Raw genomic sequence first — 26,430 nt, forward strand, 5'->3', positions numbered from 1 at the left:
TTTTTATTGGACGGATCGAGAAGTGACAACTTGGGAAACAACCTGTGGCGCCAGTCCCAGGAACGGCGCCTTGGCCCACACGACCTTGCCGCCAACCAACGTCAGCAGCACGTCATTGCGGCCCAGTTCCTCCTCGGGCACCTGCATGAAGTTCTTGTCGAGCACGATCAGGTCAGCGAACTTGCCGACTTCGACCGAGCCCAGCACCGCGTCCAGCTTCAGCTGTTCGGCGGAACTGAGGGTGATGCTGCGCAGCACCTCGGCTCGCGACAGCGCCGGATCGGCGTTGAGTCGCCCGGCATACTTGGGGCCATAGCTGTGCGGATTGCTCGGGTCGCCGGAACGGGTGACACCGACTTTCAGCGCCAGGAACTCATCCAGCGGATCGACCGGCCAATCGCTGCCGAACGCCACTCGGCCGCCGGCATGGGCGATGCTGCCCGAGGGTTCCATGCGCGCAAATCGCGCGGCGCCAAGGTGATCGCTGGTACCGTCGACCGTGGACGGGGCCTGCTGCGCCCACTGGAACGACATGGTGGCCGTGACGTCCAGTGCCTTGAAACGTGCGTAATCGGCAGGGTCGACTGACTCGGCGTGAGCGATGGCCGGGCGGAAGTCTTGACCGGGCAGTTCCTTGCGCACGTAGGCGACGCTGTCCAGTGCATCGCGCACCGCACGCTCGCCGGTGGCGTGCAGGTGCGGATCGAGACCGGCCTTGACCGCTTGCAGCACCAGCGGATTGAGCACCTGCGGCGGGAAGTACAGCTCGCCCAGGTTCTTGCCCGGCGTCCACTGCGGCGCCTTGTCGGTGCCGCTGTTGTGCAGGTACGGGGTCAACATGGCGCCGGTGTCCGCCGGGGCATTGATGATGCCGTCCAAGAACAGTTTGACGTGGCGCATGCTCACGCCCGGTACGACCTTCACCTCACCCTGGTCGTAGGTGCTGGCCAGGGCCTTGGCCTCGGCGATGGTTTTCACCGGGTCGGCGGCCGCGGCGGCCGGGTCCAGCTTGATCGCCAGCAAGGCCCGGGCGGTCAGTTCGCCGGACTTTTGCAGGCGGGTGAAGGCCTTGCCGTTTTCTGGCCCCGCCAGCGCATCGAAGAAACTGGTGATGCCTTGCTGGCGCATGGCGTCGAGGGCCGCTCGCATCTGATTGAGTTTTTCCGTGTCGGTCGCCGGCGGCACCACGGCGGCCAACGATTCGGCGGCGCCGTCTTCACAAATACCGTTCGGGTTGCCGGCGCTGTCGCGTCGGTATTTGCCGTCTTCGGGGTCGGCGGTGTTCTTGTTGATCCCGGCCAGTTCCAGGCCGCGGGAGTTGGTCAGCACGGTGTGGAAATCGGTGGAGCGCACCTGGATCGGACGCTGGGTCTTGAGCGCGTCCAGGGTCGATTTGTCGGCGTCGCCGTCGAGCCCGGTCATGCCCATGCGGTCCCAGCTGCCGACTTCCAGCCAGACGTCCGGGCCCTTGTCCTTTTCGGCATCGAGGCAGGCCTGGATGCTTGCCTGAAACTGCGCGCGGGTCATGGTCTGGTATTTCAGGTCGCACAAGGTCATGGCGCGACCCCCATCCCCCGGGTGCATGTGCGCATCGACGAAGCCCGGCATCAGCATGCGCCCGGCAAGATCGATCAGTTGTGTCTGCTTGCCGATGTAGCCGTCGACCCCGGCATCGCTGCCGACGTAGACGATCTTGCCACCTGAAATGGCGATGGCCTGCTGCACGGAATTCTGGCCATCGACGGTGTAGACGTAGCCATTGCGCATGACCGTGTCGGCGGGCGTCGCGCCCAACGCCACGCAGGAAAACGCCGTTGTCGATGCAACGGCGATGAACAACCTGGAAAGTCTCAAATGCCTCACCCCTGTTCTTATTGTTTTGAAGCGGCCCGAAGCGACTGCGCAAGCCCTTGTATAGACAGGGCCTACCCTATAGGGCGCGGCGCGCGAATGGACCTCTGCAAATGAGGAGGGGTCAGGCAAATAATTGAAACAGCGGGGATCAGTCCCGGCGCACGGACTCCGTCAGCGCACCCGGTGAACGCAGGACGGAGCCCAGTTCCACCTTGCTTTTCACACCGAGCTGCAAGTAGCAGTTACGCAGGTAGGTGCGCACGGTCGACGGGCTCAAGGCGAGCATTCTGGCGATTTCCTTGTAGGAGTGGCCCGCGGCGAACAGCATCGCCGCCGTGCGCTCCCGAGGTGCCAGGCCGTCCCCGCCCGACGGTGCTTCGAGGGACAGGATGACGTGTTCGGCGTTGGGGCTCAGGGTCAGGGCGCAGCGGCCCAGACGAATCACGCAGGGGGCTTTGGACAATTGCGCGATTACCTCCGGTGGCAGCGTGGAACCGCTCCAGCCGGGCAGTTCGCGCTGGATGGCGACGCACAGCCTGGCCCCCACATAGAGCAGACTGCCGTCCATGCGTGCGACGCCAAAATCACTCGCGCCGTTTTCGCTGTCGAAGCGAATCATGTCCTGCACCTGAAACCGCCACAGCTGGAACAGGTGATCGCAGAACGCCGAAAACAGCTCGGCTTCGTTCTCCTCGAACGCCTGTTCATCCTGCCCCCGGTAGAGGCAGACGAAAAACATCAGGCCGCTTTCGGGCAATTCGTAGGTGATGCTCATCAAGTGATAGAGATCGAAGCGCCGGGCGAAATCATTGACCGCCTCGCAAGGGTCGTTGAAACCCGTGTCGCACACCACCTCACCGGGACGATTGAGCGTGGCGTAGGAGAACTGATCGTTGGCCGCCACCGGATGCCATTCGGCGGCAAAGGATTCAGGAAGATTGATGCTGCCATGCATCCAGCTTTGCATGGGCACCTCAGGACCTGGTGCAGACATTTCGCCCCACCAGGCAGATGCGAAGGGCACCAGCTGACCGAATGCCTGCAGGCCATCGGCGATGAACCGCGACGCCCCGCTCTCCCGCGCCAGCCGCCCCAGGTGCAATACGCAATGATTGAACGCCTTGAGCGTGGCCATCGTTGCGTCGCCCTCGACTTTATTTCCCTCCCCCATCATTGCGTTCCCGTTCACTGCATGGCCTTTGGTTTCGACGATGCCATAGGCCCGTGACGAGCGTCCAGCACGCAATGACATCATCGGTTACAAAGTGCTGTGCAGCCCGTACAGCTGTGGCCTGCGGTCCTGATGCAGGTCATTGCGCGCGCTGATGCGTTTGTTGCGCGCCTCGGCGAGGTTCAGCGTGGCCAGCAACATCTGCTCGCCACCCTGCTCCGCCGGCCCGGCCAACGGGTAGCCGTCGGCATCGACGATGACCGAGCCCTGGACCCAACCGACTCCACGCTCATGGCCATAGCGATCACAGGCGGCGATGAACATGCGGTTGACCGAGGCATTGGCCTGCACCCGCAGCACTTCGGCCGGGCGCTCGGTTTGCGGCCGCGGACCGTCGGGCCAATTGACCGGCGCGCACAACAGTTCGGCCCCGGCCAGCGCCGCAAGACGCACCCACTCGGGGAATTCCAGGTCGTAACAAATCAGCATGCCGAGCCGTCCATGCAGCGTTTCGACCACCGGCGGTGGCGCATCGCCGGCCGTGAAGATGTCCTTCTCGGCATCCCACAGATGCGCCTTGCGGTACACCGCGCGCAGGCCGTTGGCGTCGATCATCGCCGCGCTGTTGGCCAGTTCATCAGCGGGCAGGCGCTCGCAGAAGCCGCCGACGATCACCAGGTTCAGCTCACGGGCCAGGGTCTGCCAAAGTTGCAAAGTCGGACCATCAACGGTTTCCGCCAGGCCCAGCGCCTCAAAGCGGTCGGCAAACAGATAGCCGCTCTGCACCAGTTCGGGCAGCACGACGACTTGCGCGCCCTGAAAGGCTGCCTGGCGAATCGCGCGTTCGGTGAGCGTGCGGTTGTAGGCCAGGTCGCCTATTTTCGGTGCCAGTTGGCAGCAGGCGACCACTGTGTTTTTAGCGTTGTTCAACGCACTGTCTCCGCAGATGAATGGGTCATGGCGACGATGTCGCTTTCGCTCAGCGCGTCGATCACCCGGCGTTCGGCGGCCAGATCAATCGAGCGACTGAGCAGGTAGTAGGTCAGCCCCGACACCACAAGCCCCACCAGCCAGGCGATGTCCACGCCTTCAAGCATCCGCGCCAGCGGACCAACGAACACTTCCTTGTTGGCCGCTGCGTTGAAGATGTAGAAGAACGGCACCATCGCGGCGAAGCCGATCAGGTACGAAACGATGCCGCGAAATTGCCAGGCGCCGTAGATGCCTTTTGGCGTGAAGAAATGCGGGATCGCATAACGGCCCTTGCGCACGAAGAAGTAGTCCACCAGGTTGACGGCGGTCCACGGCACGAGGAAGTACAGCAGCAACACCAGGAAGGTGTTCAGCAGAGCGATGCCGTCACCTTTGATCGACAGCACGCAGGTCAACAGGATGACGCTGATCACACTGATCGAGAGCACACGGGCGCGGGGTGTCGGGGTGATTTTTTTGATCGAGTCGACGCCGGTCAGCAGCGTCAGCATGGCGCTGTAGGTGTTGAGCGCGATGATCGGCAGGAAGCCCGCCACCGAAACGATCACCAGCAGATTGCCCAGCCCCGGAATCATCGACGAGCCGACCTGATTCAACGCCACCAGCGCATCCGCCGCTTTCAATTGCTGCGCCAGCCAGGCACCGAGGCCGATCATCCAGCTGCCCGACAACGAGGCGCCGATGAACACCGCCGCAATCAGTTTCGTCCGGCTGGTGTTTTTCGGCAGGTAACGGGAATAGTCGGACACGTAGGGTGCATAGGAAATGTTGTAGCTGGCACCGATGGCGAACAACGTGGCGAAGGCCACCCAGTTGAAGCCCAGGTCGGTTGCCGGGGTGACGCCTTCGGAACCTGCGCCGAACATCAGGGCGATGGTCACCAGTGCGTACAGCGGCAAGGTCGCCAGCAAGGCCCACTTGAAGGCCTTGTGCATCAGGTCGTGGCCGTAGATCGACAACAGCGCGCCGATCAGTACCACGGCTACGGCGACGATGGTCGGGTCGATGCCGAACACATGTTCAAGGCCGTTCATGATCAGCGAGATGTTCACCACATTGAAACCGACGAACACAAACATCGTCGCCATCAACGCCAGGATCACCCCGCGATAACCGAACTGCGCACGGGACTGGATCATCTGCGGCAGGCCCATTTCCGGGCCCTGGGAGCCGTGGAACGCCATGAAAATGGTGCCGAACATGATGCCCAGGGCACCGGCGAGCATGGTCCACAGCGCCGACAAGCCGAGGCTCGGGCCGACAAAGCCGATGGAGATGGTGAAGAAGTGGAAATTGCCGAGGAACCAGAATGGGCCCTGGCTGCCGAGTTTGGCGTGACGTTCGTTTTCCGGAATGTAATCGATGGAGTGGCCTTCGATGGCCAACCCGCCGCTCGCCTCGGTGGCGTGCGCAGACACTGGGGAACCTGACATACGATTGTTCCTATGCTGTTGTTTGTTGTTTTTGTGGGTACAGCGCTCGCTACGACGTCCAGATCAGGTGAAACTCCAGAAAAAGCTGACGATGACGCTGGTTTCACGGCAATGTAGGGCGTGAGTTCTGGCAGTAAAATATCGCAGGCACACTGTTCACATAGATCGGTATCTATGTAAGCGAGAATCGGGAGCCCCCATGCTGGGAACTGTTACGGAGCTGGATCTGCGTCTGATCCGGGTATTTCTGACCGTCGTCGAAGCGGGCGGCATCTCGGCGGCACAAACCGCTCTCAACACCACGCAACCCACGATCAGCGCGCAACTGGCAACGCTGGAAGCGCGGGTCGGTTTCCGCCTGTGCGAGCGTGGGCGCGGTGGGTTTTCCGTGACGCCCAAAGGTACTCAATTCATCGAGGCGGCCCGACGCCTGCTGGCGGCGGCCGAGGGTTTCCGGGTGGAAGTGCAACACATCAACCGCAAAGTCTCGGGCAGTATCAACATCGGTTTGCTAGGGCAAATCGACCCGGTGGCGAACAGGAAAATCGGCCAGGCCATTGCCCGTTTGCGGGCGCGGCACGAGGGGCTGTACTTCCACTTCACCGAGCTGTCGTCGTCGCTGCTGGAAGAAAAAATCATCAATGGCCATATCGACCTGGCCATCGGTTACTTCTGGCACCGTTTGCCCAGCATCGATTATTTCCCGCTGTTCCCGGAAACCCAGATTGCCTACTGCGCGCCCTCGCATCCACTGTTCGACCAGGTTGGCGCGCTGACCCGGGAAGATGTCAGCGGGTTTGACTGGGTCTGGCCGAGCCATCCGCTACCGGAAATGCCGGCCCCCACCTCCATCGAACGCCTGACCGTGCTCACCGACAGCATGGACGGCGCGGCCCTGCTGATTCTGTCCGGCCAGCACCTGGGGTTTCTGCCGCAGCACTACGCGACCCGGCATGAACAGCTGGGGCAGTTGCACCCGCTGAACCCGGACCTGCTGCGCTATGAGGTGAGCTTTCATGCGGCGGTGCGGCATTCGGCGCGGCAGCGGGATCTGGTGAGTGCGTTCCTGAACGAGCTGATCGAGATTTTCGGTTCACCCTTGTAGGAGCGAGCCTGCTCGCGATGGACTTCCGGGCACCGCTGGGTATCTGGCCCCCCGCGTTATCGTTAACGTCCATCGCGAGCCGGCTCGCTCCTACAAGGGGGGCGCAATGGTGTTATCAGAAGCGGATTTCAGCAGCCGGGACCACATCGATCCGGGCCACCGAGCCGCTCAGATCTGCCCAATCCTTGTTGTGTTGGGCAATGATGTCCTCGGCAGTGACATTGCCATTGTCGACGGTGGAGTGCGCGTCGGCGGCCAACACCACGTCATAGCCCAATTGATGCGCCTGACGCAGGGTAGCATTCACGCAGTAATCGGTTTGCAGGCCGCAGATGACCAGCCTTTCGAAGTCTTCTACCGGCAACAACCGTTGCAGGTTGGTCTGATAGAACGAATCGCCAGTGGTTTTGCGTACGCGATGATCTTCGGGCGATGTTTGCAGCCCTTCGGCCAATTGCCAGCCCGGGACACCGTGTTTCAACAGACCATCCTCTTCTTCATGCTGGATCAGCACCACCGGAACGCCGGCCCTGCGCGCCCGGGCAGACAGGTCATTGATGGTGTTGATGACCCGTCCAATCTCGAAGCACTCGTACTCCCCGGAACACAAAGCTTGCTGGACGTCGATGATTAATAACGCAGTGGTCATGATTTCCTTCCTTGATATGTCGAGGGATCAGGGGACGAACATAAGCCCGTCCCCCTCCGGACACAACCCTCAATAACCCAGCGACAACCCAGTGTTACGCCGTGGGTCGTTCGCCCCGTAGAAACGGTTATTGCCTACCGGTTTTCCACCCAAGGATGGCGCGCCGACAAGGATCGCCGCCAGGTGGTTGGCATCCTGGGGACCGGCGAACTTGTGGCCCCAGCTCTCGAGGATTTTCACCGTGTCCGGGCTGGTGGTGAAGGCTTCCAGGTTGGTTTCCTCCGGCAGCCACTGCTGGTGGAAACGCGGTGCATCCACCGCCTCCTGGATGTTCATGCCGTAGTCGATCACGTTGAGCATGGTCAGCAATGTCGCGGTGATGATGCGGCTGCCGCCCGGAGTGCCGACCACCATCACCACTTTGCCGTCCTTGGTGACGATGGTCGGGCTCATGGACGACAGCGGCGCCTTGCCGGGCGCGATGGCGTTGGCCTCGCCCTGCACCAGGCCGTACATGTTCGGTACGCCGATCTTCGAGGTGAAGTCGTCCATTTCATCGTTGAGGATGACCCCGGTCTTGCTCGCCATCACGCCAGCACCGAACCAGTCGTTGAGGGTGTAGGTCACCGACACCGCGTTGCCCCACTTGTCGACGATGGAGTAATGGGTGGTGTTGCTGCCTTCATGGGGCGCTACGCCGGGCTTGAGTTCACTGGATACCGCGGCTTTTTGTGGTTTGATCGCCTCGCGCAGCTTGGTCGCGTAGTTTTTATCCAGCAGATGGGCAATCGGGTTCTTCACGAAATCCGGGTCGCCCAGGTAACTGTTGCGGTCCACATAGGCGTGGCGCATTGCCTCGATCTGATAGTGCATGCCCTGGGCCGAGTGGTAGCCCAGTTCCTTCATCGGGTAGCCTTCGAGGATGTTCATGATCTCGCAGATCACCACGCCGCCGGAGCTCGGTGGCGGTGCGGAAACCACGTGATAGCCACGGTAGTCGCACTCGATGGGCGCCAGTTCACGGGTCTTGTATTTGTCGAGGTCGGCCTGGGTGATGATGCCCTTGTTGGCCTGACTGGAGGTGACGATGGCGTCGGCCACCCAGCCTTTATAGAAACCGTCGGCGCCTTTCTCGGAGATCTCCCGCAAGGTTTTGCTCAGGTCCTTTTGCACCAGTTTCTGGCCGACCTGCATCGGCTCGCCGTTACTCAAGAAGATCGAGCCGGAATCCTTGATGTCCTTCTTGAACATGTCGGTGGCGTAATCCAGCAGATCGACATCCCCCTGCTCCAGCACGAAACCGTCTTCGGCCAGCTTGATGGCCGGGGCGATGATTTCCTTGCGCGGCTTGGTGCCGTACTTGGACAGCGCCAGTTCCATGCCCGAAACGGTGCCCGGCACGCCCACGGCCAGATGACCACGGGTACTCAGATCGGGAACGACGTTGCCCTCCTTGTCCAGGTACATGTTGGCGGTTGCGGCGAGAGGGGCTTTTTCACGGAAGTCGAGGAAGGTCTTGCGCCCGTCCGCCAGTTGAATGGTCATGAAACCACCGCCGCCAAGGTTGCCTGCCGCGGGGTACACCACTGCCAGCGCATAGCCGACCGCGACCGCCGCATCCACGGCATTGCCGCCGTTCTTGAGCACATCCACGCCCACATGGCTGGCCAGGTGCTGGGCCGTGACCACCATGCCGTTTTCCCCGGTAGCCGGGGCCACGGAGGCGGCATGGGCGGTCAGGCAGCTGAGCGCCAAGGAGGTCGCAATCAGCGATTTGGCAAAAGGTTCGTACTTCATGAGTCGGTCTCTTCTTGTTATTAAACAGGGGAACGTTACGAAAGCAGTAGGCAAGTATGGTCGGGATTACGTATTGCGCCTCCCCGCCGAGGCAGTATCCTTAACGCCTGTTCAGCAATTTTGCGCGAGCCCTGGCATGACCTATACCTGCACCACCGTGGCCTCCCCCGTGGGCCAGTTGAAGCTGGTCGCGAACGGTTCACGACTGGCGGCCATCCTCTGGGAAAACGACAAACCCGGGCGGGTGCGCCTGGGACCGATGAGCGAAGCGCCGGACAATCCGATCCTGGTGCGCACGGCTGCGCAGCTACGCGAATATTTTTCCGGCACCCGCGATCGCTTCGAACTGGATCTGGATTTTGCCGGCACGGAATTTCAGAAGAAGGTCTGGGCGGCGCTGCTGACCATTCCGTTCGGCGAGACGCGCAGCTACAGCCAGATCGCCGAACAGATCGGTAACCCGGCAGCGGTCAGGGCGGTGGGTGCGGCGAATGGCAAGAACCCGATTTCGATCGTGGCGCCCTGTCATCGGGTGATTGGCGCGTCGGGCAAGCTCACCGGGTTTGCCGGTGGGCTTGAGGCGAAGGCGTTGTTGCTGACGCTGGAGGGCTGCGAGTGGTCAGGCGCCAGTCACATGGATGATTTGTTTTAGGGACGCACTGCATCTTTGTGGCGAGGGGGCTTGCCCCCGTTGGACTGCGCAGCGGTCCCAAAAGCATTTGTACTTTTATTCTGGACGTTCGCACGCTCCGCGATGACGACTGCTTCGCAGCCGAACGGGGGCAAGCCCCCTCGCCACAAAAGCCCTTCCACCACAGGGTCAGGTTGGGGCGAAGAGATTTTTCATCGCCGCATACTGCAACAGCATGATGGTCTTGGCGTCGCAGATTTCGCCACGGTAAAACGCTTCGAGCGCGTCCTCGAACGTCCACTCCAGCACTTCCAGCTCTTCGGTTTCCGCCTCCAGCCCGCCACCGTCGCTGACTTTCGACTTCGTGTCGTATTCGGCAATGAAGAAGTGCAGTTTTTCCGTCACCGAACCGGGGCTCATGTACGCCTCGAACACCTTCTGCACATGGTGCACGCGGTAACCCGTCTCCTCCTCCGCTTCATCGCGGATGCGGTCTTCAGGTGCCGCGCCTTCCAACAGCCCTGCCGCCACTTCGATCAACAGCCCATCGTGACCGTTGACGAATACCGGCAGGCGAAATTGCCGGGTCAGTACCACGGTTTTCTTTTCGCGGTTGTACAGGAGAATCGCCGCGCCATTGCCACGGTCGTAGACCTCCCGGACCTGGCGTTGCCACTCGCCGTTGTTGCGTTGGTAATCGAAGGTGATTTTCTTGAGCAGGTACCAGTCGTGGGACAATACCTGAGACTCAAGGATGTTGACCCGCTCGGCTGTGTTCGACATGACAACGCGTCCTGTGATTTGTCTGAGGGTCCACATGTTAAGTGAAAACGCACAGCCTTTGCCCCCTCAGGCAAGCTGCGCCTTGTACTCCTTCTCGTATTGTCCGGCCAATGACTCTTTCTGTTTGTCGTTGAGCAGCTTGCCAGCCATCTGGAAGAACTTCTGCTCTTCTTCCTCGAGGTGGTGATGCACTTTCTCCGAGAGTTTCTTCGCGGTCACCAGCCAGGCCGGGCTGGACATCTCGGTGTCGTCCAGTTCCTCCATCATTTCGTCCATTTCGTGATGTTCGGCGATGCCATGACGGCTGAGGTCGATACCGTTGTCGACCTCCATCAACGGGATGTAGAAATGCCGCTCTTCGGCCGTGGCGTGTGCCTGCAATTCAGACTTGAGTTGCTTGTACGCCTCGACCCGCTCAGGCGTATCGCCGCTGGTATGGATCAGCGCCTTTGCATAGGTCCGTTGGCGTTCGTGGCTTTCACGCAAGGCTTCAAAAATGTTCACGGGGTGGTTTTCCTCATCAGCTGCGTTCTGGAGTGACGCGTCTTAAGGAATGACAGCTGCGCGTTGGCCACGGTTCAACTTTTCCGGGGATGGAACAATCGCGACAACCGGGATAGGCTGCGGTTTCACTGCCATAAGGATATAGCCATGAACCTGCGTATCGAACGCAAGCACAACCCCAGCACCGAAGAGCGCGAGGCGATCCTCGTGCCGTTACGCGCCTACAACTCCTCGAAGTCTGCAAGCCCGCCACCGGAACATATCGCGTTGCTGATACGCGACGACAACGACGAAATCGTCGGCGGCGTTTACGCCCGGTTGTTCTATCAGTGGTTGTTCATAGACTTGCTGGCGGTGCCGGAACAGGCCCGGGGACAAGGCATGGGCACCCGGTTGATGCAGATGGCCGAAGACCTTGCACGGGAAAAGGAATGCGTCGGTCTGTGGCTGGAAACCTTCGAGTTCCAGGCGCCGGAGTTCTACAAGAAATGCGGCTACAGCGAGATCGGCCACATTGCCGATTACCCGCCGGGCCACAAGCACTTCTTCTTCCAGAAGCGCCTGAATTACTGACCACACACAAAACAACTGTGGGAGCGGGCTTGCTCGCGAAAGCGGTCTATCAACCAACATTGATTGCGACTGACACTAAGTCTTCGCGAGCAAGCCCGCTCCCACAAGTTACTGCGCAAGCCTTCGAATCACAGGCAAGTCGCCAACGCCGCCAACCGGCGCTTGGCCACGAAATCATCCTTCTGAGCGTAGTAGCTCAACACCGTGCCCGAGGCATCGGTGGTCACGTCGACGAAGGACTCCGCCGAACGGGTGTAAACCGTCGTGCCGCCCTTCTCCCCCGGTTGCAGGTAGGCAGCGGCATCGACGCCGAACACGGCCTCGTCCTGCCAGGAAAACTGCACGCACTGGGCGACGTCTTTGCCCGGTTTTTCCGAGTTCAGGGTCTTGTACGGGGCCTTGGTGCGGGCGTCGTTCATCGCCGAGCCTGCGCATCCGGCCAGCAACGTCACGGCCAGCGCCACCATCAGAATTCGCATTGCATTCACTCATCAGGAAAAAGCGGACTTTATCACCCCGGCGGGCCGTACCGTTCTGCTTTACTGCATTTATACCGCGACAGCGCGCAACGATTCGCGCACCCTGTCGCGCCAATATCGCCCCATCGCACCCATGACTGGAAACCTGATGACACCTAATGCCGAGTTCTACAAACCGAGCACTGAATATGCCGACAAGCTGATCAGCCAGATCGGTCAGACGCCTTCCTGGATTGCCAAGCGAATCGGCGTCACCGACAAGCGTATTCGTTACATCCTCGACGGCGAAAGAACCGTCAAAGGCGAAACCACGCCGATCCAGATGACCTACACCGAACAGTTTGCCCTCGAATGCCTGGCGGCAGCGGCCAAGGCCAGTAAGAAGCAATCCTCGTAACCCGTTCACAAGGAGCGACCATGGCGGCAACTGAACTGCAGCATGAGCAAGCACTGAAGCGGTTTCTCGATGCGCGCCCCGAGTTGCGCGAAGAACTCGACCACCTCAACCCGCTGTTGGCCCAGGCCAAGGGTGAAACGGCGGCACAGTATCGCGAAGAACGGCTGCACGAAGCGTTTGAAGCTGAAGCAGAACGCCAGCAGTTGTTCGCCTGGGAACTGACGTTGCAGTTAACTGCCGCCACGCCCCGGGACTACGAAGCGCAGCGCCTTGAAGTGCACCGGGAAGTGGCGGAAATGGCCGGCATGGACTGGCTGGAATATTGCGAGTTGAATGGGATAAAACCGTAAACACTGTTCATGGAGGCCATCGCCGATGCTGCCCAACACCGCCAGGACCCACGCCAGCCCAGGTCATTTGCACACACAGAAATGGCGCGGGCGCATAGGCTTGAGCCTGGTGGCCATGCTCTCGGTACTCGCCGGCATGACCGACGCCATCGGTTTCATGGCCAGCGGCGACTTCGTCTCGTTCATGAGCGGCAATACCACCCGGATGGCGGTCGCCATCAGTACTGGCGACCTTGGGTTGACCCTGCGCCTGGTGATCCTCATCGCCACCTTCATCGTCGGCAACGCGCTGGGCATTATCGTCAGCCGCCTGGGCAGACGCCGGACCCTGCCCTTGTTACTGTGCATTGCCGCCCTGCTGTGCGCCGCCGCGGCCTGGTCGTATGACGAGCAACTGCCAGCCCTGCTGGCGGCGATCATCGCCATGGGCATGCTCAACGCCGCGGTGGAAGAAGTAAATGGCCTGCCGGTGGGCCTGACCTACGTTACCGGTGCCCTGTCGCGTTTCGGCCGCGGGCTGGGCCGCTGGATGCTCGGTGAGCGCCGTAGCGGCTGGCGGGTGCAGTTGATCCCCTGGACCGGCATGTTCGCCGGCGCGGTACTCGGTGCCGTGCTGGAACACCACCTGGGGCTCAAGGCGTTGTTTGCCAGTGGCCTGCTGGCTGCCGGGCTCGGGGTGCTGTCGTTGAAGATCCCGCGGCGTTGGCAGTTGGGGTATATGCCGCGCTGAGTCTGGTGTTGACTGGGCGGACCTCATCGCGAGCAAGCTCGCTCCCACAGTGGACCTGTGGTGGTTGCTGATTTTGTGTCCGACGCAAATCCCTTGTGGGAGCGAGCTTGCTCGCGATGAGGCCCGCCCAGACAACATCACTTTAGCCGCCCCGCCGATAAAGCATTATCATGGCGGCAGTTTCGCTGATCGAGTCCGTCATGAAGTTCGCCATCGCCGTATTTTCCGCCGCCCATGCGCCCTCCTCGCGCCGAGCCCTGCTGTTCGCCCAGGCCGCGCTGGCCGGCGGGCACGAGATTGTCCGGCTGTTTTTCTATCAGGACGGCGTCTACAACGCGTCCGCCAGCGTGGTCACGCCCCAGGATGAACCGGACTTGCCCAAGCAATGGCACGCCTTTGTCAGCGACCATCAACTCGATGGCGTGGTGTGCATCGCCGCCGCGCTGCGTCGTGGCGTGTTGAACGAGGAAGAAGCCAGGCGCTATCAGCGTGAGGCTGTAGCCGTCGGCGCACCGTGGGAATTGTCCGGCCTCGGCCAATTGCATGACGCGGCGCAGGATGCCGACCGTCTGATCTGTTTCGGAGGCGCATGACATGGCCAAATCCATATTGATCATCAGCCGCCAGTCGCCATGGTCCGGCCCAGGCGCGCGGGAAGCGCTGGATATCGTGCTGGCCGGGGGCGCTTTCGATCTGCCGATCGGCCTGTTGTTTCTCGATGACGGCGTGTTCCAGCTGGCCGCCGGTCAGAACGCCAAGGCCCTGCAACAGAAAGACCTGAGCGCCAACCTGCAAGCCCTGCCGATGTTCGGTGTCGAGGAACTGTTTGCCTGTGGCGACAGCATCACCCAGCGTGGCCTGGACCCCAGCGGCCTGTCGCTGGAAGAAGCCCAGGTATTGGCCGCCCACGAAATCACCGCCCTCATTGACCGTTACGACCAGGTGATCACCCTCTGATGTCGACTTTGCATGTGTTGTCTCATTCCCCGTTCGGCGACGAACGCCTGACCAGTTGCCTGCGCGTGATCGGCGCCAACGACGGGTTGCTATTGTCCGGTGATGCCGCCTATGCATTGCAACCAGGCACCGCGCCGTTCACTGCGCTCAGCACGCGCGGCCTGAAGCTGTTCGTGCTGGCCGAAGATGCCCAGGCCCGTGCGCTTGCGGTTCCAGACTGGGCCAGTGCCATCGATTACCCGGCCTTCGTCGAGCTGTCGATTCACTACGACAAGGTCAACAGTTGGCTATGAAGGCATTGACGGTCGGCCCCCGCGCCATCGAACTGGACAAGGACGGTTTCCTGGTCGAACTGAGTGACTGGTCCGCCGATGTGGCCAGTGCCCTGGCGGCTGCCGAAGACATCGAGTTGACGCCCGAACACTGGGAAGTCCTCGAACTGCTGCGCAGTTTCTACGCCGAATTCCAGCTGTCACCGGCCACCCGCCCGTTGATCAAGTACACCGCCCTGAAACTCGGCCCGGAAAAAGGCAACAGCCTGCACCTGAACCGACTGTTCAAAGGCACTCCCGCCAAACTCGCCGCGAAACTGGCGGGCCTGCCCAAACCGACGAATTGCTTATGATCCGGAGCGTTGTAATAGTTAGATTTATCTGTTATTGAAATCACAGGTCTACCTGATCGGGAGTGGAAGGCTGCAGCAGTAGCCCTCAGTCAGTACATTCAGACGGGATACCGATCGATTGGTCAATGACAGGGTGATTGATGGAACTTGTCTGGGGCACCAAGAATTTCGTAATCGCCGGACAACCTTACCAAGGGTTTCCGATCCTGCTGTGGGACTCGATGGAGAGCTGCAGCCAGGCCAATCAGTTCTTCCGCTCCTACCTCCTTCACGGGGACATCGGTTCAAAGCAATCCTGGCCAAGCACTGGGCGGGCACTGTACGACTTCTTCAGCTTCCTGCAAGCCCATGATCTTGATTGGCGGGACGTAGATCGCGGAGAGGCCAAGAACCTTGTGGCTGCCTACCGAGACTACTGCTTGGTAACATGCGGGCTGGCTCGCAACACTACTGGCCAGCGTCTGATGTACATCTGCAAGTTTTATGAATTCGCCTTGAATAAGGGCTGGGTGAAGCGCTTACCGTTTGGTCACGTAGAGCGCACCGTAAAGCGCGAAATAGGCTTTCTTAAACATGTGGACGCCAGCGGAGGTAAAGCGTTTATAAACGACGTGATGCCTCGCCGTCACAGGCTCCTACCCGAGTTCCTGAGCATGGCCCAGGCCAAGTCATTTATGGCTGCCGCGGAGAATCCACATCATCGGATCATGATTCAGCTAGCGCTGCGCACAGGCCTGCGCCGTAACGAACTTGCCACCTTCCCCGTGGCGTATGTTTTCGATCCGGACAAAGCTGGGCGAACCGAGCGCAATCTTCAAATTCTCCTTGATCCGTACGACGGCAGCGGTATGGAGACAAAGGGTAGTAAAGAGCGACAAATCTGGGTCAGTCGCAAGTTTATGGCTGAACTCTATCGCTACGTTTCAAAGGTGCGTGGTGAGCGGGCATCTTTAGGCGAGGACCAAAAAGCTTTGCTTCTCAACCATCTCGGAAAACCCTATGCCAGCGCCGGCAAGAGCCTAAACCGGATCATCAGCAAGACAGGGAAATTAGCTGGAATAGAAGTCCATACGCACATCCTGCGCCATACCTATGCAACCCACACCTTGGTCAATCTTCAGCGCACCCCCCAGAATGGGGTCGACCCCCTAGTGTACCTTCAGCGGCAGCTTGGCCACAACTCGATTCAAACCACCATGGTGTACTTGCACCTGATCAACGAAATGGCCGATGAGGCTGTGCTGGCATATGACGACGAGTTAAACGAAATAGCGGGTGCAGCCTGATGGGAAAGCGAAAGGTATTTGCCAAGACTGACCTCAGCATTCCGCAAATCGAGCACAACATCGACACGGCAGGGAATGTGGTCATCCTTTCTGAAGCAATCCCTCCAAAGATTACGATGGTGTCGTTCGGGCGCAACTCCAGTTCCAGACGAAATTTCGATTTTGCGAGGTGGTATGGCGCGGGCATTGATGCCATCACTTACGCCTGCCAGCGACAAATTGAGCGTTTCTTAGCGGGGCAAGATGGCGCCCCCTCGGTTGCTACTGTGGTTGGTTATTGCACTGGATTAAAAATTTTTTTGACTATTGCCTACTCCAAGCGATGGCTTTCGAGCGTGCGTTGACGTCGGATGATCTGAATCGGAGCTTGATCGACGGCTATCTTGTACACCTATCTGCGCAAGATCTAACGAGCACCGGACAGAAAAACTACTACACGAATACCAAGTCAGTGCTTGTTGCACTCGGGCAGCGCGGTTTTTTCACATTAGTGATATCTGGCGATGAGGCCACCTTCCCACGCAACCCATTTCCGAATTCCAACCGTAAGCGCAAGGGCGAGACAGCTTTATCGAAGCGTGAGCGACAAGAGTTTACAGCGGCATTACGGCACGCCATTAAGCCCATATGGATCAATGGAACTCCTATCACTGGCGACCTAATGGCATATGCCTTACTGGTCATAGCCCTCCACACCGGACGTAATCTCACGCCGTTGCTGGAAATGAGCCGTAATTGCCTGCGCCCTCATCCTAAAGACGACACCGTCTTCTTGGTTCTCTGGAAGCGGCGTGGCTACAACACCAGCAAAATAGCTTTGCGGGCTGAATCGAAAGGCGAACATCTGCTTGAGGCGATGCCCAGCATCAGAATCAACGTAGAACGTCTAATCCGTCGAGTGATAATGCTGACCGAGCCCTTAGATTCAGAAGCTCCTGACGACCTCAAAGGACGTGTGTGGCTATTCCGCAGTCGGGCTACGTTTGCATACGATCAAGTCATTCCACTGCAAACGACCATATTACATAGCGCGATAAGCCGCCTCGTAGAAAAGTACGAACTGAAGGATAGCGACGGAAAGCCTCTGCGCATCAACATCTCCCGCTTACGAAAAACCTTTGCAAATCGCATCTTCGAACTGACGGACGGAGATCTCGCAATCACCGCCTCCGCTCTCGGGAATACGCCGCGAATAGCTGATCAAAACTATCTCGCGCCAAGCGAGGATGCTCGTCGAAACTGGCGGTTCATGGGAGAGGTACTGGTACAGGAACTGATAACAGCGACCATCGGCGCAACCTACAAGGACACCCCCGTCGGTCGCTGTAGCGACCCATTAAATGGTCAGTTTGCTCCAAAACATGATGGCGCCACCTGCATGAATTTCATGAACTGCCTGCGCTGTAAGCACTACGCAGTGACCGCCGAAGATCTGTACAAGTTGTTCAGCTTTTACTTCCGCGTGCTGACTGAATGCTCCCGCATGGACAAGCGGCGCTGGGCACGCGAGTACGCACACATCCCGCGCCTTATCGACCATTACATCGTCGCTGAGGGGCTTCGCCGTGGCACCTTCAAGGCCGCGGCCGTGGACGCCGCTCGTGAGCGCGCCCGTACCAAACCACACCCTTTCTGGTCAGTTGATCTCATTGCCAGCTTGGAGATCTTTTTATGAGTGACAATATCTCTGACGAATTAATATGGGAGGCCATCACCGCTCAGCCTGGCGATGTACGTGGGCTGTCCGACTCAGAGCGCGACATGCTGATCATCAACGCAATTCAGGTTGATGGGCAGTGGGTCATTCGTAGCCGCTACGGTGAGGACATTTGGCAGCTACAGGGCCTGCCCAGTAACGTCCCAGCCTGTCAAAGAAACCTAAACTTCACCACCATGCCAAAGCCATTTCGGGTGGCTATGAAAGCAATAATTTATCGCTACATGAGGCGTGGTCGCGTTGACGGCTATCAGCCTAAGGGCGGGGGAATTCGTCGCCTTTTTGTATCGGCAATCCCATTCTTGCGACATCTGGAGACCCTTGGGCTCGATCATTTAGGGGCGGTGACGCCTATGATTGCAGCAACCTACGTCGCGGCCTGCAAGGTTCACAGGATCACCAAATCTAACAAGCCGTTGCAACCAGTATCACTTGCGGAGCGTTACTCAATCGTTGAGGCGATTTATGAGCTAAGCCAGTACACCGACGAAAAGATACCTAAGCATCCATGGCCCGAAACCTCTGCAAGAGCCATGGCTGGCACTATCGGTATGCCCCGTGGCGGAAAAACGCCATTAATTCCCGATGACGTGTTCTGCACGTTGTTCGGAAAGGCTCATCAGCAGGTGGAGCGCGGCAAACTACTGCTCGATCTGCGAGATGATCTTGAAGCTTTCGCGGCGGGCTGCAAAAGCCTAAGTAAAGGTAGTATGTACGATGCAAAAAAACGGTATTTGGATGCTAGGGGCTGGGAAGGTGGCGTAAGAACTTTCAGTAAGTCCCTCTCAGACTTGCGCATGTCATGCTACGTCGTCCTGGCGAGCACCTCAGGCTGTCGTAATCATGAACTGACTAACCTGCAATCGGGGGCGTACCACCGCACGGAGGATGATGAGGGCAAGATCTATCACTGGATGCGCTCTAAGTCAGAGAAGACAGATAAAGGGATCCATGACTGGATGATCCCAGAGGCTGCGGTGCGTGCTCTGCGCGTCATGGAGCGCTGGGCTGCGCCTTACCAAGCGATGATTGCCAACGAAATCACTAAGCGGCGTCGAATCAACCCGCAAGATCCTCAGATCGCTGAAGCTTACAAACATCGTAATTCGCTGTTTTTGGGGGTTTACTTTAATGAAGATAACCGGGTTCGTACTCTTTCAAACAGCAGTTGGGTCAACCTCTTAAAAGCATTCGCCGAAGACTGCGGATTAAACTGGAACCTCACTAGCCATCAATTTCGGCGCAAGCTCGCCAACTACGCCGCGCATAGCCGCTTTGGCGACCTACGTTACCTCAAAGAGCATTACGCTCACTGGTCCATGGACATGACCCTGGGCTATGCGATGGACGATAGTTGGGGAAAGCATCTTGATCTTGATCTGTACTTGGAAATCCAAGGAGAACTGGAAGACATCAAGCTTGGCGTCGTCGACAACTGGATGAGCGATGAATCTCTGTCAGGGGGCTACGGGCGCGCCATCAAGGGCTGGCAGCGGGAGCCAGAAAACCTGCTGATCTTCAAGGATCACGCTTCGATGCTGAAGTCCATTGCTGAGAGCACAGCGATTCGCAGCAACGGTCACGCTTGGTGTACGGCGGACAACAACGGCTGCGTCGGCAACACCTTTGAACGCTCTCGCTGCAGTGGCTGCGACCACTCAGTGATCGGGAGTACACATGCACCCTTCTACCAGCGACTGTACGATGAGCTTAAAGGGCTGATGCACTGCAAAGACATTGGAGAGGGAGGTCGCCAGCGCGTTATACGCGACCTGAACCGCTGCCGAGACGTATTGGTTCAGCTGGGCATGCCTTCGGAGGATCTGACCGCATGAAGAACAAGGACAAAACAGCCAATTACAAGCCTGCCGTGGATCGAGAAAAGGATCTCAGGCTGGCTATCTATCGGATTGAGGGCGGTCGCGCCCATACCAAAGAGACCAAGCTGACCATCGCCGCCGTCGCACGCGAAACCGGCGTATCAACAGCGCTGATCCACAATCACTATCCCACAATCGCGGAGACCATACGGCAGAAGCAGGGCCGATCCAGCCGCGCTATGCGGGATGTGAAACATCAAGATCTGATCGTCGAACGGCTAAAGTCAGCAGACTACCGTCAAGAGATTGAAGCCCTGCGGGCGAAGCTTGCCAGCATCGCATCCATCAATGAGGTACTGCTGGACGAGAACCAGACGCTCAGGGAAAAGCTGAAAGAAAAAAATGTGGTTGAACTGGGCTCCTCAATGCCGCGCAGTGGTTAGCCGAAAGTAAAGAAATGTTGTCTTTAAGGCTGATTTCAGCACTTACAGGGAACATTTCTTTTCCTTGCTATCAGCATTTTTTGGGCAACGCTAAAGCCCGACACGATAATCCATCTGCGGCTATGACCATTCCCTTCCACTCCCTGAGACGAATTATGATTTCCTGCATAATTGCGCATAAAGCCGTAATTTTAGAACTTATAGCCATCAACCAAGACTGAATTGGCACGAAAATCTAGTATTTATTTTTTCACACTGCTTTTCAAATCACGAAGCTGAGAGCCTAGACACATGGATGAATCAAAAATCAGGTCATGGCCATCAGACTGAGCAGGATCAAGAATTGGATCACCCACCAAGTAGCGCTGACCACTATCGACCTCGTAAAGGATGCCCTTCATTCTTTTTTGGTAAAGATGTTCAGCTTTGACTAATGGCTCCATCAGTAGCCGTCCGCTGTTGTTAACCTCACTATCGCTAACTAGCTGTACGTTGACTATTGCCAGCTGCTCAGACTGTCGGGCAATCAAAGATCGCAATGCGAATTCGCCGCTAATCATGAGATTAAAACGACGCCATTTTGTGCGTTCACGTTCCTCGATCTGGACGTGAAACCAAACCCCGCCGACGTCGTACTCGACATATGTCCAAACGCGAAAATCATCCTCGAAAAAAGGTACTGAAATGGCTTCAGCCCAGTCATAAGTGCGGAACACGGTGCACCTCCGTCGTCATAATATCGCCATCGAGTATAGTCCTTTCCGCGCTTGACCGGCTTCATCGTTCCTTTTATGAGTCGTAAAAATGGAACGGAAGATCGCGTTTGGATTAGCGCTAAGAAAAAGTCGGCTGCACATGGGGTTGTCGCAGGAGACGCTAGCCCCCAGCCAAGCGTATGTAAGCGAGGTTGAGAATGGAAAGAAAAGCCCTTCAATCGAAAAGGTTGAAGATCTCGCGAAGGCCCTAGGTATCCACCCAATTACCCTTTTGGCAAAAAGTTACGTATTGGAGGGGGAAGATGTATCCGCGCTTTTGCAGCGTGTTGAGCTGGAGCTTAATGACCTCGCTTCTAGCTGACCTAGGGTTCTGGGAGCACCACTGGCAGCAATCGACCGAGGCGGTATAAAAACTTTTTAGAACACGATCGACAGACGAGGCTGGAACAAAAAACCGCTTTCCTATCCAAATTTTTTGTTTCTACTGATTACACAAGCACCCGCAGATTTTACGTAACAACGCAGGCTTCAAAACGGCGCATGCGTTATTACACACTCTGGACCCGAAGCTGACTATAACCCCCCGGTTGGTTATAGCCTCAGGAGGTTTCAAGGCCCATCAGCCGCTAGGAGCATCATTCGTCATTTTACGATTCTGCCCCCATCGCGCGGACGAGTATGATCGCGCAAAACATCGGGCGAATATTGTCCAACCAGGCTCCTAGGAGTCGGAGTTCCTGTCTTAGAGGCTAATACGCAAACGGACAGCCTTCGCGCTAGGCGGAAACTGATGGCCGCGCACGGTCGATACTGACGTGCTCACTGCGCGAAATGCTGATTAGGTGCTGACCCTACTGACTTCACGGATAATCCCACCCTGGTACACCCAAGCCCAGCCATCACGCTGGGCAGTACTGAAGAAATAGATCGAGCGCAATGTTGGACAGAAGAACATCGATCCATCGGCCCTCGATGTGACGCAAGGATGGGCGCATCTCGTACAAACTGCGAAATAACATCCCGCATCGAGCAATCCGGAATACCGATCGCCCGCGATGATTAAACCATCAGCGGGAAATCGAACGTCAAGCGGTGTGGTTCAGCAGTCGCTCTGCGACGGCAGCGAAAGCGCTATAGCAGATTTGGAAATCCGGCTTATCCGCTGTATAGAGCAGCGGCTTCAAGCGATGCTCGAAGTTCGCCTTCAGCCCTTCGTGGGTAGCAGCAGCGGCCAAGCTTCGCCGAAGCACCGTATAGGCCAAGGGGTAGCCATCATTGGCCAGAAGCGTGAATTGGTGAATAAGGGCCGATGTAGTCTTGGGGCGGGAACGACTGCACAATGGCTAAAGACGTCAAACAAGCGTTGCCCGGGTTGAATGCCTCGTGTCGGAAGCACTCAACCCGGATCTCAGCGAATAATCAAAAGATATTGATCTGATACTCGGTAATCACCCGGAACTGATCCTGGGCACCGCCCGTGCTCAGATCACCGCGGTGCCAGGCGGTCCGCAGGCGCACGGAGAGGTTTTTTGCCGGGCCGGACTGGACGACATAGCGGGCTTCGAGATTGGTCTCGAATTCGCGATCGTCGCTGCCGTACTTGCGGGCGTAGGCACCGCTGGTGACATGGCTGCCATCGATGTCGAAGCCGCGCAGGTGACGCGCCATGAACGACAGGCCTGGCACGCCATAGCTCGCCATGTTCAAGTCGTAGCGCAGTTGCCAGGATTTTTCGCCGGGGCCGTTGAAGTCGGAATATTGGACGGAATTGGGCAGGAACACAGAGCCGCCTGCGCGGCCGGTATCGCCGAACCCCAGGTAGTCGAATGGTTGATCACCCCGCACCTGCTGGTAAGCCAGGGTGAAGGTGTGTGCTGACCACTTGTAACCCGCCGACAGGCCAAAAGTCGTGTTATTAATTTCACCCGCTTTGGCCTCGCCGCTCTCCAGCGTTCGATAGACGTTGAAATCCAGCGTCAGCGCCTGGTCCTTATTGATCGCGTAGACGTAGTTCGCATTGCCGTAGTACTGATTCCAGATGTCCTCATAACGGCTGCCGTAGAGAGAAACGGCAAAGTTGTCATTCACCTTGTACTTGCCGCCAGCATAGTCGACCGTGGGCGTGGTGACGTGGGCATAGGTCGCCCACAGTTCTCCATCCCGGTTGGTGTTGACCTGATCGGTACTGGAGGTGAAGTGCCCTGCATCGATCGAAAGATTCCTGATGTCGGTACTCAGCAGGTTGAAGCCAGTCGCCGTCTGCGGCATCAGGCGACTGGTGCTCTGAGCGAATACCGGCGAGTTGGGTATCATCTGCCCGAACTTCAACACCGTGTTCGAAATTCTGACTTTGACCGCGCCGCCAGCACGCGCGTAACTGTCGTCCGGTTGGCCATCGTCCCCGACGGGCAGGTTCCCCGTCCCCGACCGTCCGCTTCCGGCATCCAGCTTCAAGCCCCACAGCCCGAAGCCGCAGCCCGCTAGGACCTGGCCGCGCTGTTGCGCAGCCGGCGTGACATGGCCTTGGTGCTGATCGGGTTCTGGCGCGGTTTTCGCGGAGATGTGTTGTCGCGCTTGCAGGTTGAAAAAACCCAGGCGCAAGCCGGAGTGGGCATCACCTTCTACCTGCCGCACAGCAAGGGCGATCGCCAGCACCACGGCACGACGTTCCGTACGCCCGCCTTGAAGAAACTTTGTCCGGTGCAAGCTTATGTGAACTGGATCACCGTCGCCGGTATTGCGCAGGGCCCCGTCTTCAGAAAGCTCTATCGTTAGGGGCATCTGGCGAAAGACGGCTTGAATGCCAACAGTCTGATTCCACTGCTGCGGCGAATTTTTAAGCGCGCGGGGGTGTCTGGCGATCGGTACACCAGTCACTCACTGCGTCGCGGCTTCGCCACCTGGGCCTCGGCCAATGGATGGGATATCAAAGCACTGATGACGTACGTAGGCTGGAAGGACATGAAGTCAGCCATGCGCTATATCGACACGGCAGACTCTTTCGGAGAGTTGGCGATAGGGCAGTCGTTCACGCCCGCGACGATTGACCAGGCTAACACCGTAGCGCTGACTGAAAAAATCGTGGCCGCGGTATCTTAAGGTCAGGACTAAGTCTCTAGCCTGAGCGGGGTACGACACTGACCTCCAATTCACCCCATCAAATTGCCTCGCCAGAATGCTGATCAGGCCCCACGTCGGGCCTCGTCCCTCGGCCTTTTTCCCCGATGGCAAACACCTGTTCTGGTCGGTGAAATAAGCTGCACGATCACCGCATTTTCAATCAATGACGGCACCGGCGCACTAACTCAGATTGCCGTGGCCAGCAACCATTGGCGTCAATGCCGTGATTCATTGAGACACTGGCAACAGAGGCGCCCGGTTGCAAGCATTCTTAGTCGACTTGCGCTTTGAAGGCTTTGGAGGCTTTGGAGGCTTTAAATATGAGGTTCGTTGGCGCATGGTAAACCGCTTGTTTGGGCTAAAAATGATATCCATTTAAATAGATGCACACCATCGCCCTACCCTACCTACGTGCTGTCTGCCAGTATTGATGTGAGGTTGAGCGGTGAGGATTGTAAGCGAGGGACTTTTAGCCATCGCCATGCCGTGTTGAATCCGCAGAATCGCGAGGTCCGTGGACAGGGCATTATGCGACTCTGCCAGATGACCACTCCGGTTCAGTTCTTCCATTTATTGCGATATCCGACCCTGTACTCCACGCCGCGTCTATTGATCGTGATGACGCAAAAATCCTCGTTGAGGCCACGTGGGCTCGCAGCGAAATTCGCCGGCCACTTGAGGATGATCAATCCACCGGCCTGCCATCAGGGTTTGATATTTTTCAACTCATTAAGCAAGGCCAGCAACTGCTCGATTTTCTCCGCGCCAAACTGCTCCTGAATTCTCTGATAGTTGCTTTCCATCCCTTCGCTCATCGAGACGAAGCATTGTTGACCTCGTTCTGTCAGCGCGACGAAAACGCGGCGCTGATCCTGGCTGGACTTCTGCCGACGCACAAGGCCATCGCGCTCCAGACGACTGAGAACACCGGTCATGCTTGGCTTGAGAATACAGGCCTGATGGGCAAGCTGATGGCTCTCAAGCTCTCCTTGTTGACGCAGTATCCGAATGATCCGCCATTGCTGTTCCGTCAGATTGTGCTTGTTGAGGGCCGGCCGAAAAAATGCCATTGCGGCTTCGCGGGCTTGCAATAAGGTCAGCGTCAGTGAAGGTCTGGGGTTAGCCATAATCGAACTACTTGAATGGGCGAGTCGGCAGCTTAGTGTCGCCAGCCAACCGGCGCAACGCCTGCTTGCCCATTTTTTACCCCTGTCACAAGGTCAATTCACTCCCTGCCGACGCGCTGTGAAAAGTGCAATCAGTTCACCGTAAAAGCCATTCTGCGGTGCCGGCTCGGCGGCCATGATGATCAGCACAAGATCAACAAGACCACAGCCAGTTAACCTATGCCCTGCTCAACGCAAACCCGGCTGCCGCTGGCGGTACTCCCCCGGAGTGACCTGGGCGTAGCGCTGGAAAAAACGACTGAAATAGGCCGGGTCCTTGAACCCGAGCTGATAGCAGATTTCGTTGGCCGAACTGCCGGTGAACAACAGCAAGCGTTTGGCCTCCTGCATCAGGCGCTCCATGATCAGGCGCTTGGACGGCAGGTCGGCGATCCGTCGGCACACATCATTGAGTCGCGCCTCCGTGACCCCGATACCGTCGGCGTAACGCGACAGCGGCCAATGTTGCAGATAATGCGCTTCAATCAACTCATTGAAACGGTGGAATATCTTCAGATCTTCATGCCTGGCCGGCCTCGCCTTCAGCGAGTTGGAGCACAAGCGCAACAGACTGATCATGATCAGTCGCGTCAAGCTGTCCAACGCGGCGCTACGTCCCGGACGTTCACTCACCACCTCTTCGCTCAACTCCTCGAACAGATAATCAAGACGGCGCACCTCGCTCGCATATTCCGGGCCCAGATGCGTCAGCGCGACACAGGCCGCCGGCAGTTGTGCGCCAGCGGGCGCGAGGCTGGAATCCGCTTCGATCAACTGCCATACCAACTGCTGACGCACCGTCAGTACGTGCCCGTCACTGTCGGCCTCGGTCACAAACGAATGCGGGACGGTGGGCGGCGTGAGGAAGAACATCGGCCCCGACTCGACGTACTGCTGATCGTCCAGATACACCCGCACCGTTCCACTTTTTACGTAGTGCACCTGGAAGAATCTGTCGTGGCGGTGCACGGGCATGTTCCGGCCGAAGAAACCGGCCAGGTTGCAGAGTTTGTCGTAATGGACTTCCGCATCGCTGTAGCGCTGGTCGTAGACCTGGCCAATGTTGATGTTGGGAATGGGTTGACGGTCAATCATCGCGGCTTACTCGTTTTTTATTTTGACTCATACACG

The 26,430-nt window shown here is 58.0% G+C and carries 29 protein-coding genes and 1 pseudogene; 17 read left to right on the plus strand and 13 right to left on the minus strand.

The genetic code is table 11. The features are described 5' to 3' along the window. Positions 1-3 precede the first annotated feature (3 nt). From PspS34_RS17645 to PspS34_RS17660, 4 genes are all read right to left on the minus strand, one after another. Positions 4-1,800: an amidohydrolase gene (locus PspS34_RS17645; protein ID WP_159390418.1), complete on the minus strand. Its 1,797-nt coding sequence runs from the start codon at positions 1,798-1,800 to the stop codon at positions 4-6. Positions 1,801-2,002: 202 nt separating this feature from the next. Beyond that, entirely contained in the window at positions 2,003-3,025 is a 1,023-nt protein-coding gene (locus PspS34_RS17650) for a helix-turn-helix transcriptional regulator (protein ID WP_154861332.1), read from the minus strand. Between the two features lie 87 nt (positions 3,026-3,112). Further along, positions 3,113-3,955 carry a nitrilase-related carbon-nitrogen hydrolase gene (locus PspS34_RS17655; RefSeq protein ID WP_154861333.1) on the minus strand — a complete coding sequence of 281 codons (843 nt, stop codon included), beginning with the start codon at positions 3,953-3,955 and terminating at the stop codon, positions 3,113-3,115. Then, a complete protein-coding gene (locus PspS34_RS17660) occupies positions 3,952-5,451 on the minus strand; it encodes a cytosine permease (RefSeq protein ID WP_154861334.1) in 1,500 nt (499 codons plus the stop codon). Before PspS34_RS17660 ends, PspS34_RS17655 begins: the two co-directional genes overlap by 4 nt. 199 nt (positions 5,452-5,650) lie before the next feature. Here PspS34_RS17660 and PspS34_RS17665 point away from each other — a divergent pair, with 199 nt between their 5' ends. Continuing rightward, complete coding sequence (locus tag PspS34_RS17665) at positions 5,651-6,556, plus strand: LysR family transcriptional regulator (protein ID WP_150814734.1); 906 nt, start codon at positions 5,651-5,653, stop codon at positions 6,554-6,556. Positions 6,557-6,671: 115 nt separating this feature from the next. Here the strand turns inward: PspS34_RS17665 and PspS34_RS17670 are convergent, their stop codons facing one another. Then, positions 6,672-7,205 (minus strand): cysteine hydrolase family protein, encoded by a 534-nt coding sequence (locus PspS34_RS17670; RefSeq protein ID WP_154861335.1) that lies wholly within the window; start codon positions 7,203-7,205, stop codon positions 6,672-6,674. A gap of 69 nt (positions 7,206-7,274) precedes the next feature. Then, on the minus strand, positions 7,275-9,002 hold the full coding sequence (gene ggt / locus PspS34_RS17675) for a gamma-glutamyltransferase (protein WP_150814736.1): 1,728 nt from the start codon (positions 9,000-9,002) through the stop codon (positions 7,275-7,277). Between the two features lie 136 nt (positions 9,003-9,138). Here ggt and PspS34_RS17680 point away from each other — a divergent pair, with 136 nt between their 5' ends. Next, positions 9,139-9,654 (plus strand): methylated-DNA--[protein]-cysteine S-methyltransferase, encoded by a 516-nt coding sequence (locus tag PspS34_RS17680; RefSeq protein WP_154861336.1) that lies wholly within the window; start codon positions 9,139-9,141, stop codon positions 9,652-9,654. A 168-nt stretch (positions 9,655-9,822) separates the two neighbouring features. On the opposite strand, the gene PspS34_RS17685 is transcribed toward PspS34_RS17680, so the two are convergent. Next, positions 9,823-10,416, minus strand: a complete 594-nt coding sequence (locus PspS34_RS17685; RefSeq protein ID WP_154861337.1) for an NUDIX domain-containing protein — start codon at positions 10,414-10,416, stop codon at positions 9,823-9,825. A 66-nt stretch (positions 10,417-10,482) separates the two neighbouring features. Then, positions 10,483-10,920 carry a hemerythrin domain-containing protein gene (locus tag PspS34_RS17690; RefSeq protein WP_150814739.1) on the minus strand — a complete coding sequence of 146 codons (438 nt, stop codon included), beginning with the start codon at positions 10,918-10,920 and terminating at the stop codon, positions 10,483-10,485. 147 nt (positions 10,921-11,067) lie between these two features. On the opposite strand from PspS34_RS17690, the gene PspS34_RS17695 reads away from it, so the two are divergent. Continuing rightward, positions 11,068-11,493: a GNAT family N-acetyltransferase gene (locus PspS34_RS17695; protein ID WP_150814740.1), complete on the plus strand. Its 426-nt coding sequence runs from the start codon at positions 11,068-11,070 to the stop codon at positions 11,491-11,493. 128 nt (positions 11,494-11,621) lie between these two features. Here PspS34_RS17695 and PspS34_RS17700 read toward each other — a convergent pair whose 3' ends face one another. After that, on the minus strand, positions 11,622-11,972 hold the full coding sequence (locus tag PspS34_RS17700) for a hypothetical protein (protein WP_090456593.1): 351 nt from the start codon (positions 11,970-11,972) through the stop codon (positions 11,622-11,624). Between the two features lie 148 nt (positions 11,973-12,120). Here PspS34_RS17700 and PspS34_RS17705 point away from each other — a divergent pair, with 148 nt between their 5' ends. The 11 genes and pseudogenes from PspS34_RS17705 (at position 12,121) to PspS34_RS17760 (ending at position 20,297) form a co-directional block, all read left to right on the plus strand. After that, entirely contained in the window at positions 12,121-12,369 is a 249-nt protein-coding gene (locus tag PspS34_RS17705; protein WP_008015571.1) for a hypothetical protein, read from the plus strand. A gap of 20 nt (positions 12,370-12,389) precedes the next feature. Further along, positions 12,390-12,719: a DUF6388 family protein gene (locus PspS34_RS17710; RefSeq protein ID WP_057714183.1), complete on the plus strand. Its 330-nt coding sequence runs from the start codon at positions 12,390-12,392 to the stop codon at positions 12,717-12,719. Between the two features lie 25 nt (positions 12,720-12,744). Beyond that, complete coding sequence (locus PspS34_RS17715) at positions 12,745-13,449, plus strand: YoaK family protein (RefSeq protein ID WP_090456597.1); 705 nt, start codon at positions 12,745-12,747, stop codon at positions 13,447-13,449. 200 nt (positions 13,450-13,649) lie between these two features. Next, positions 13,650-14,042 (plus strand): sulfurtransferase complex subunit TusD, encoded by a 393-nt coding sequence (gene tusD / locus PspS34_RS17720; protein WP_154861338.1) that lies wholly within the window; start codon positions 13,650-13,652, stop codon positions 14,040-14,042. 1 nt (position 14,043) lies between these two features. Beyond that, positions 14,044-14,406 (plus strand): sulfurtransferase complex subunit TusC, encoded by a 363-nt coding sequence (gene tusC, locus PspS34_RS17725; RefSeq protein WP_154861339.1) that lies wholly within the window; start codon positions 14,044-14,046, stop codon positions 14,404-14,406. Continuing rightward, on the plus strand, positions 14,406-14,699 hold the full coding sequence (gene tusB, locus PspS34_RS17730) for a sulfurtransferase complex subunit TusB (RefSeq protein ID WP_150814742.1): 294 nt from the start codon (positions 14,406-14,408) through the stop codon (positions 14,697-14,699). The genes tusC and tusB overlap by 1 nt, the downstream gene beginning before the upstream one ends. Then, entirely contained in the window at positions 14,696-15,031 is a 336-nt protein-coding gene (locus PspS34_RS17735) for a TusE/DsrC/DsvC family sulfur relay protein (RefSeq protein WP_057714179.1), read from the plus strand. Before tusB ends, PspS34_RS17735 begins: the two co-directional genes overlap by 4 nt. Before the next feature lie 140 nt (positions 15,032-15,171). After that, positions 15,172-16,317, plus strand: coding sequence for a site-specific integrase (locus tag PspS34_RS17740; protein WP_159390217.1), 1,146 nt, complete (start codon positions 15,172-15,174; stop codon positions 16,315-16,317). After that, a pseudogene (locus PspS34_RS28315) lies at positions 16,317-17,992 on the plus strand (hypothetical protein). Before PspS34_RS17740 ends, PspS34_RS28315 begins: the two are co-directional and overlap by 1 nt. Further along, positions 17,989-19,869, plus strand: coding sequence for an integrase (locus PspS34_RS17755; protein WP_159390219.1), 1,881 nt, complete (start codon positions 17,989-17,991; stop codon positions 19,867-19,869). The pseudogene PspS34_RS28315 and the gene PspS34_RS17755 overlap by 4 nt, the downstream one beginning before the upstream one ends. Next, positions 19,866-20,297, plus strand: coding sequence for a TetR family transcriptional regulator (locus PspS34_RS17760; protein WP_174245525.1), 432 nt, complete (start codon positions 19,866-19,868; stop codon positions 20,295-20,297). The genes PspS34_RS17755 and PspS34_RS17760 overlap by 4 nt, the downstream gene beginning before the upstream one ends. A gap of 242 nt (positions 20,298-20,539) precedes the next feature. Here PspS34_RS17760 and PspS34_RS17765 read toward each other — a convergent pair whose 3' ends face one another. Next, the gene (locus PspS34_RS17765) at positions 20,540-21,013 is read right to left on the minus strand and encodes a hypothetical protein (protein ID WP_159390220.1); all 474 of its coding nucleotides are present in this window, start codon (positions 21,011-21,013) and stop codon (positions 20,540-20,542) included. 88 nt (positions 21,014-21,101) lie between these two features. On the opposite strand from PspS34_RS17765, the gene PspS34_RS17770 reads away from it, so the two are divergent. Next, positions 21,102-21,374: a helix-turn-helix transcriptional regulator gene (locus PspS34_RS17770; RefSeq protein WP_159390221.1), complete on the plus strand. Its 273-nt coding sequence runs from the start codon at positions 21,102-21,104 to the stop codon at positions 21,372-21,374. 1,058 nt (positions 21,375-22,432) lie between these two features. Here the strand turns inward: PspS34_RS17770 and PspS34_RS17775 are convergent. Next, positions 22,433-23,647, minus strand: coding sequence for an OprD family porin (locus PspS34_RS17775; RefSeq protein ID WP_275113811.1), 1,215 nt, complete (start codon positions 23,645-23,647; stop codon positions 22,433-22,435). On the opposite strand from PspS34_RS17775, the gene PspS34_RS28670 reads away from it, so the two are divergent. Then, positions 23,531-23,788: a hypothetical protein gene (locus PspS34_RS28670; protein ID WP_238786585.1), complete on the plus strand. Its 258-nt coding sequence runs from the start codon at positions 23,531-23,533 to the stop codon at positions 23,786-23,788. The two genes, PspS34_RS17775 and PspS34_RS28670, sit on opposite strands and share 117 nt — an antisense overlap. Positions 23,789-23,809: 21 nt before the next feature. Beyond that, positions 23,810-24,112 carry a tyrosine-type recombinase/integrase gene (locus PspS34_RS28420; RefSeq protein ID WP_202982160.1) on the plus strand — a complete coding sequence of 101 codons (303 nt, stop codon included), beginning with the start codon at positions 23,810-23,812 and terminating at the stop codon, positions 24,110-24,112. A gap of 725 nt (positions 24,113-24,837) precedes the next feature. Here PspS34_RS28420 and hpaR read toward each other — a convergent pair. Next, complete coding sequence (hpaR, locus tag PspS34_RS17790; protein WP_159390224.1) at positions 24,838-25,260, minus strand: homoprotocatechuate degradation operon regulator HpaR; 423 nt, start codon at positions 25,258-25,260, stop codon at positions 24,838-24,840. Between the two features lie 228 nt (positions 25,261-25,488). Next, positions 25,489-26,394, minus strand: coding sequence for a 4-hydroxyphenylacetate catabolism regulatory protein HpaA (gene hpaA / locus PspS34_RS17795; protein WP_159390225.1), 906 nt, complete (start codon positions 26,392-26,394; stop codon positions 25,489-25,491). Positions 26,395-26,430 lie beyond the last annotated feature (36 nt).

The sequence above is a fragment of the Pseudomonas sp. S34 genome (genome assembly GCF_009866745.1).
In the GTDB taxonomy this organism is placed as follows: domain Bacteria; phylum Pseudomonadota; class Gammaproteobacteria; order Pseudomonadales; family Pseudomonadaceae; genus Aquipseudomonas; species Aquipseudomonas jessenii.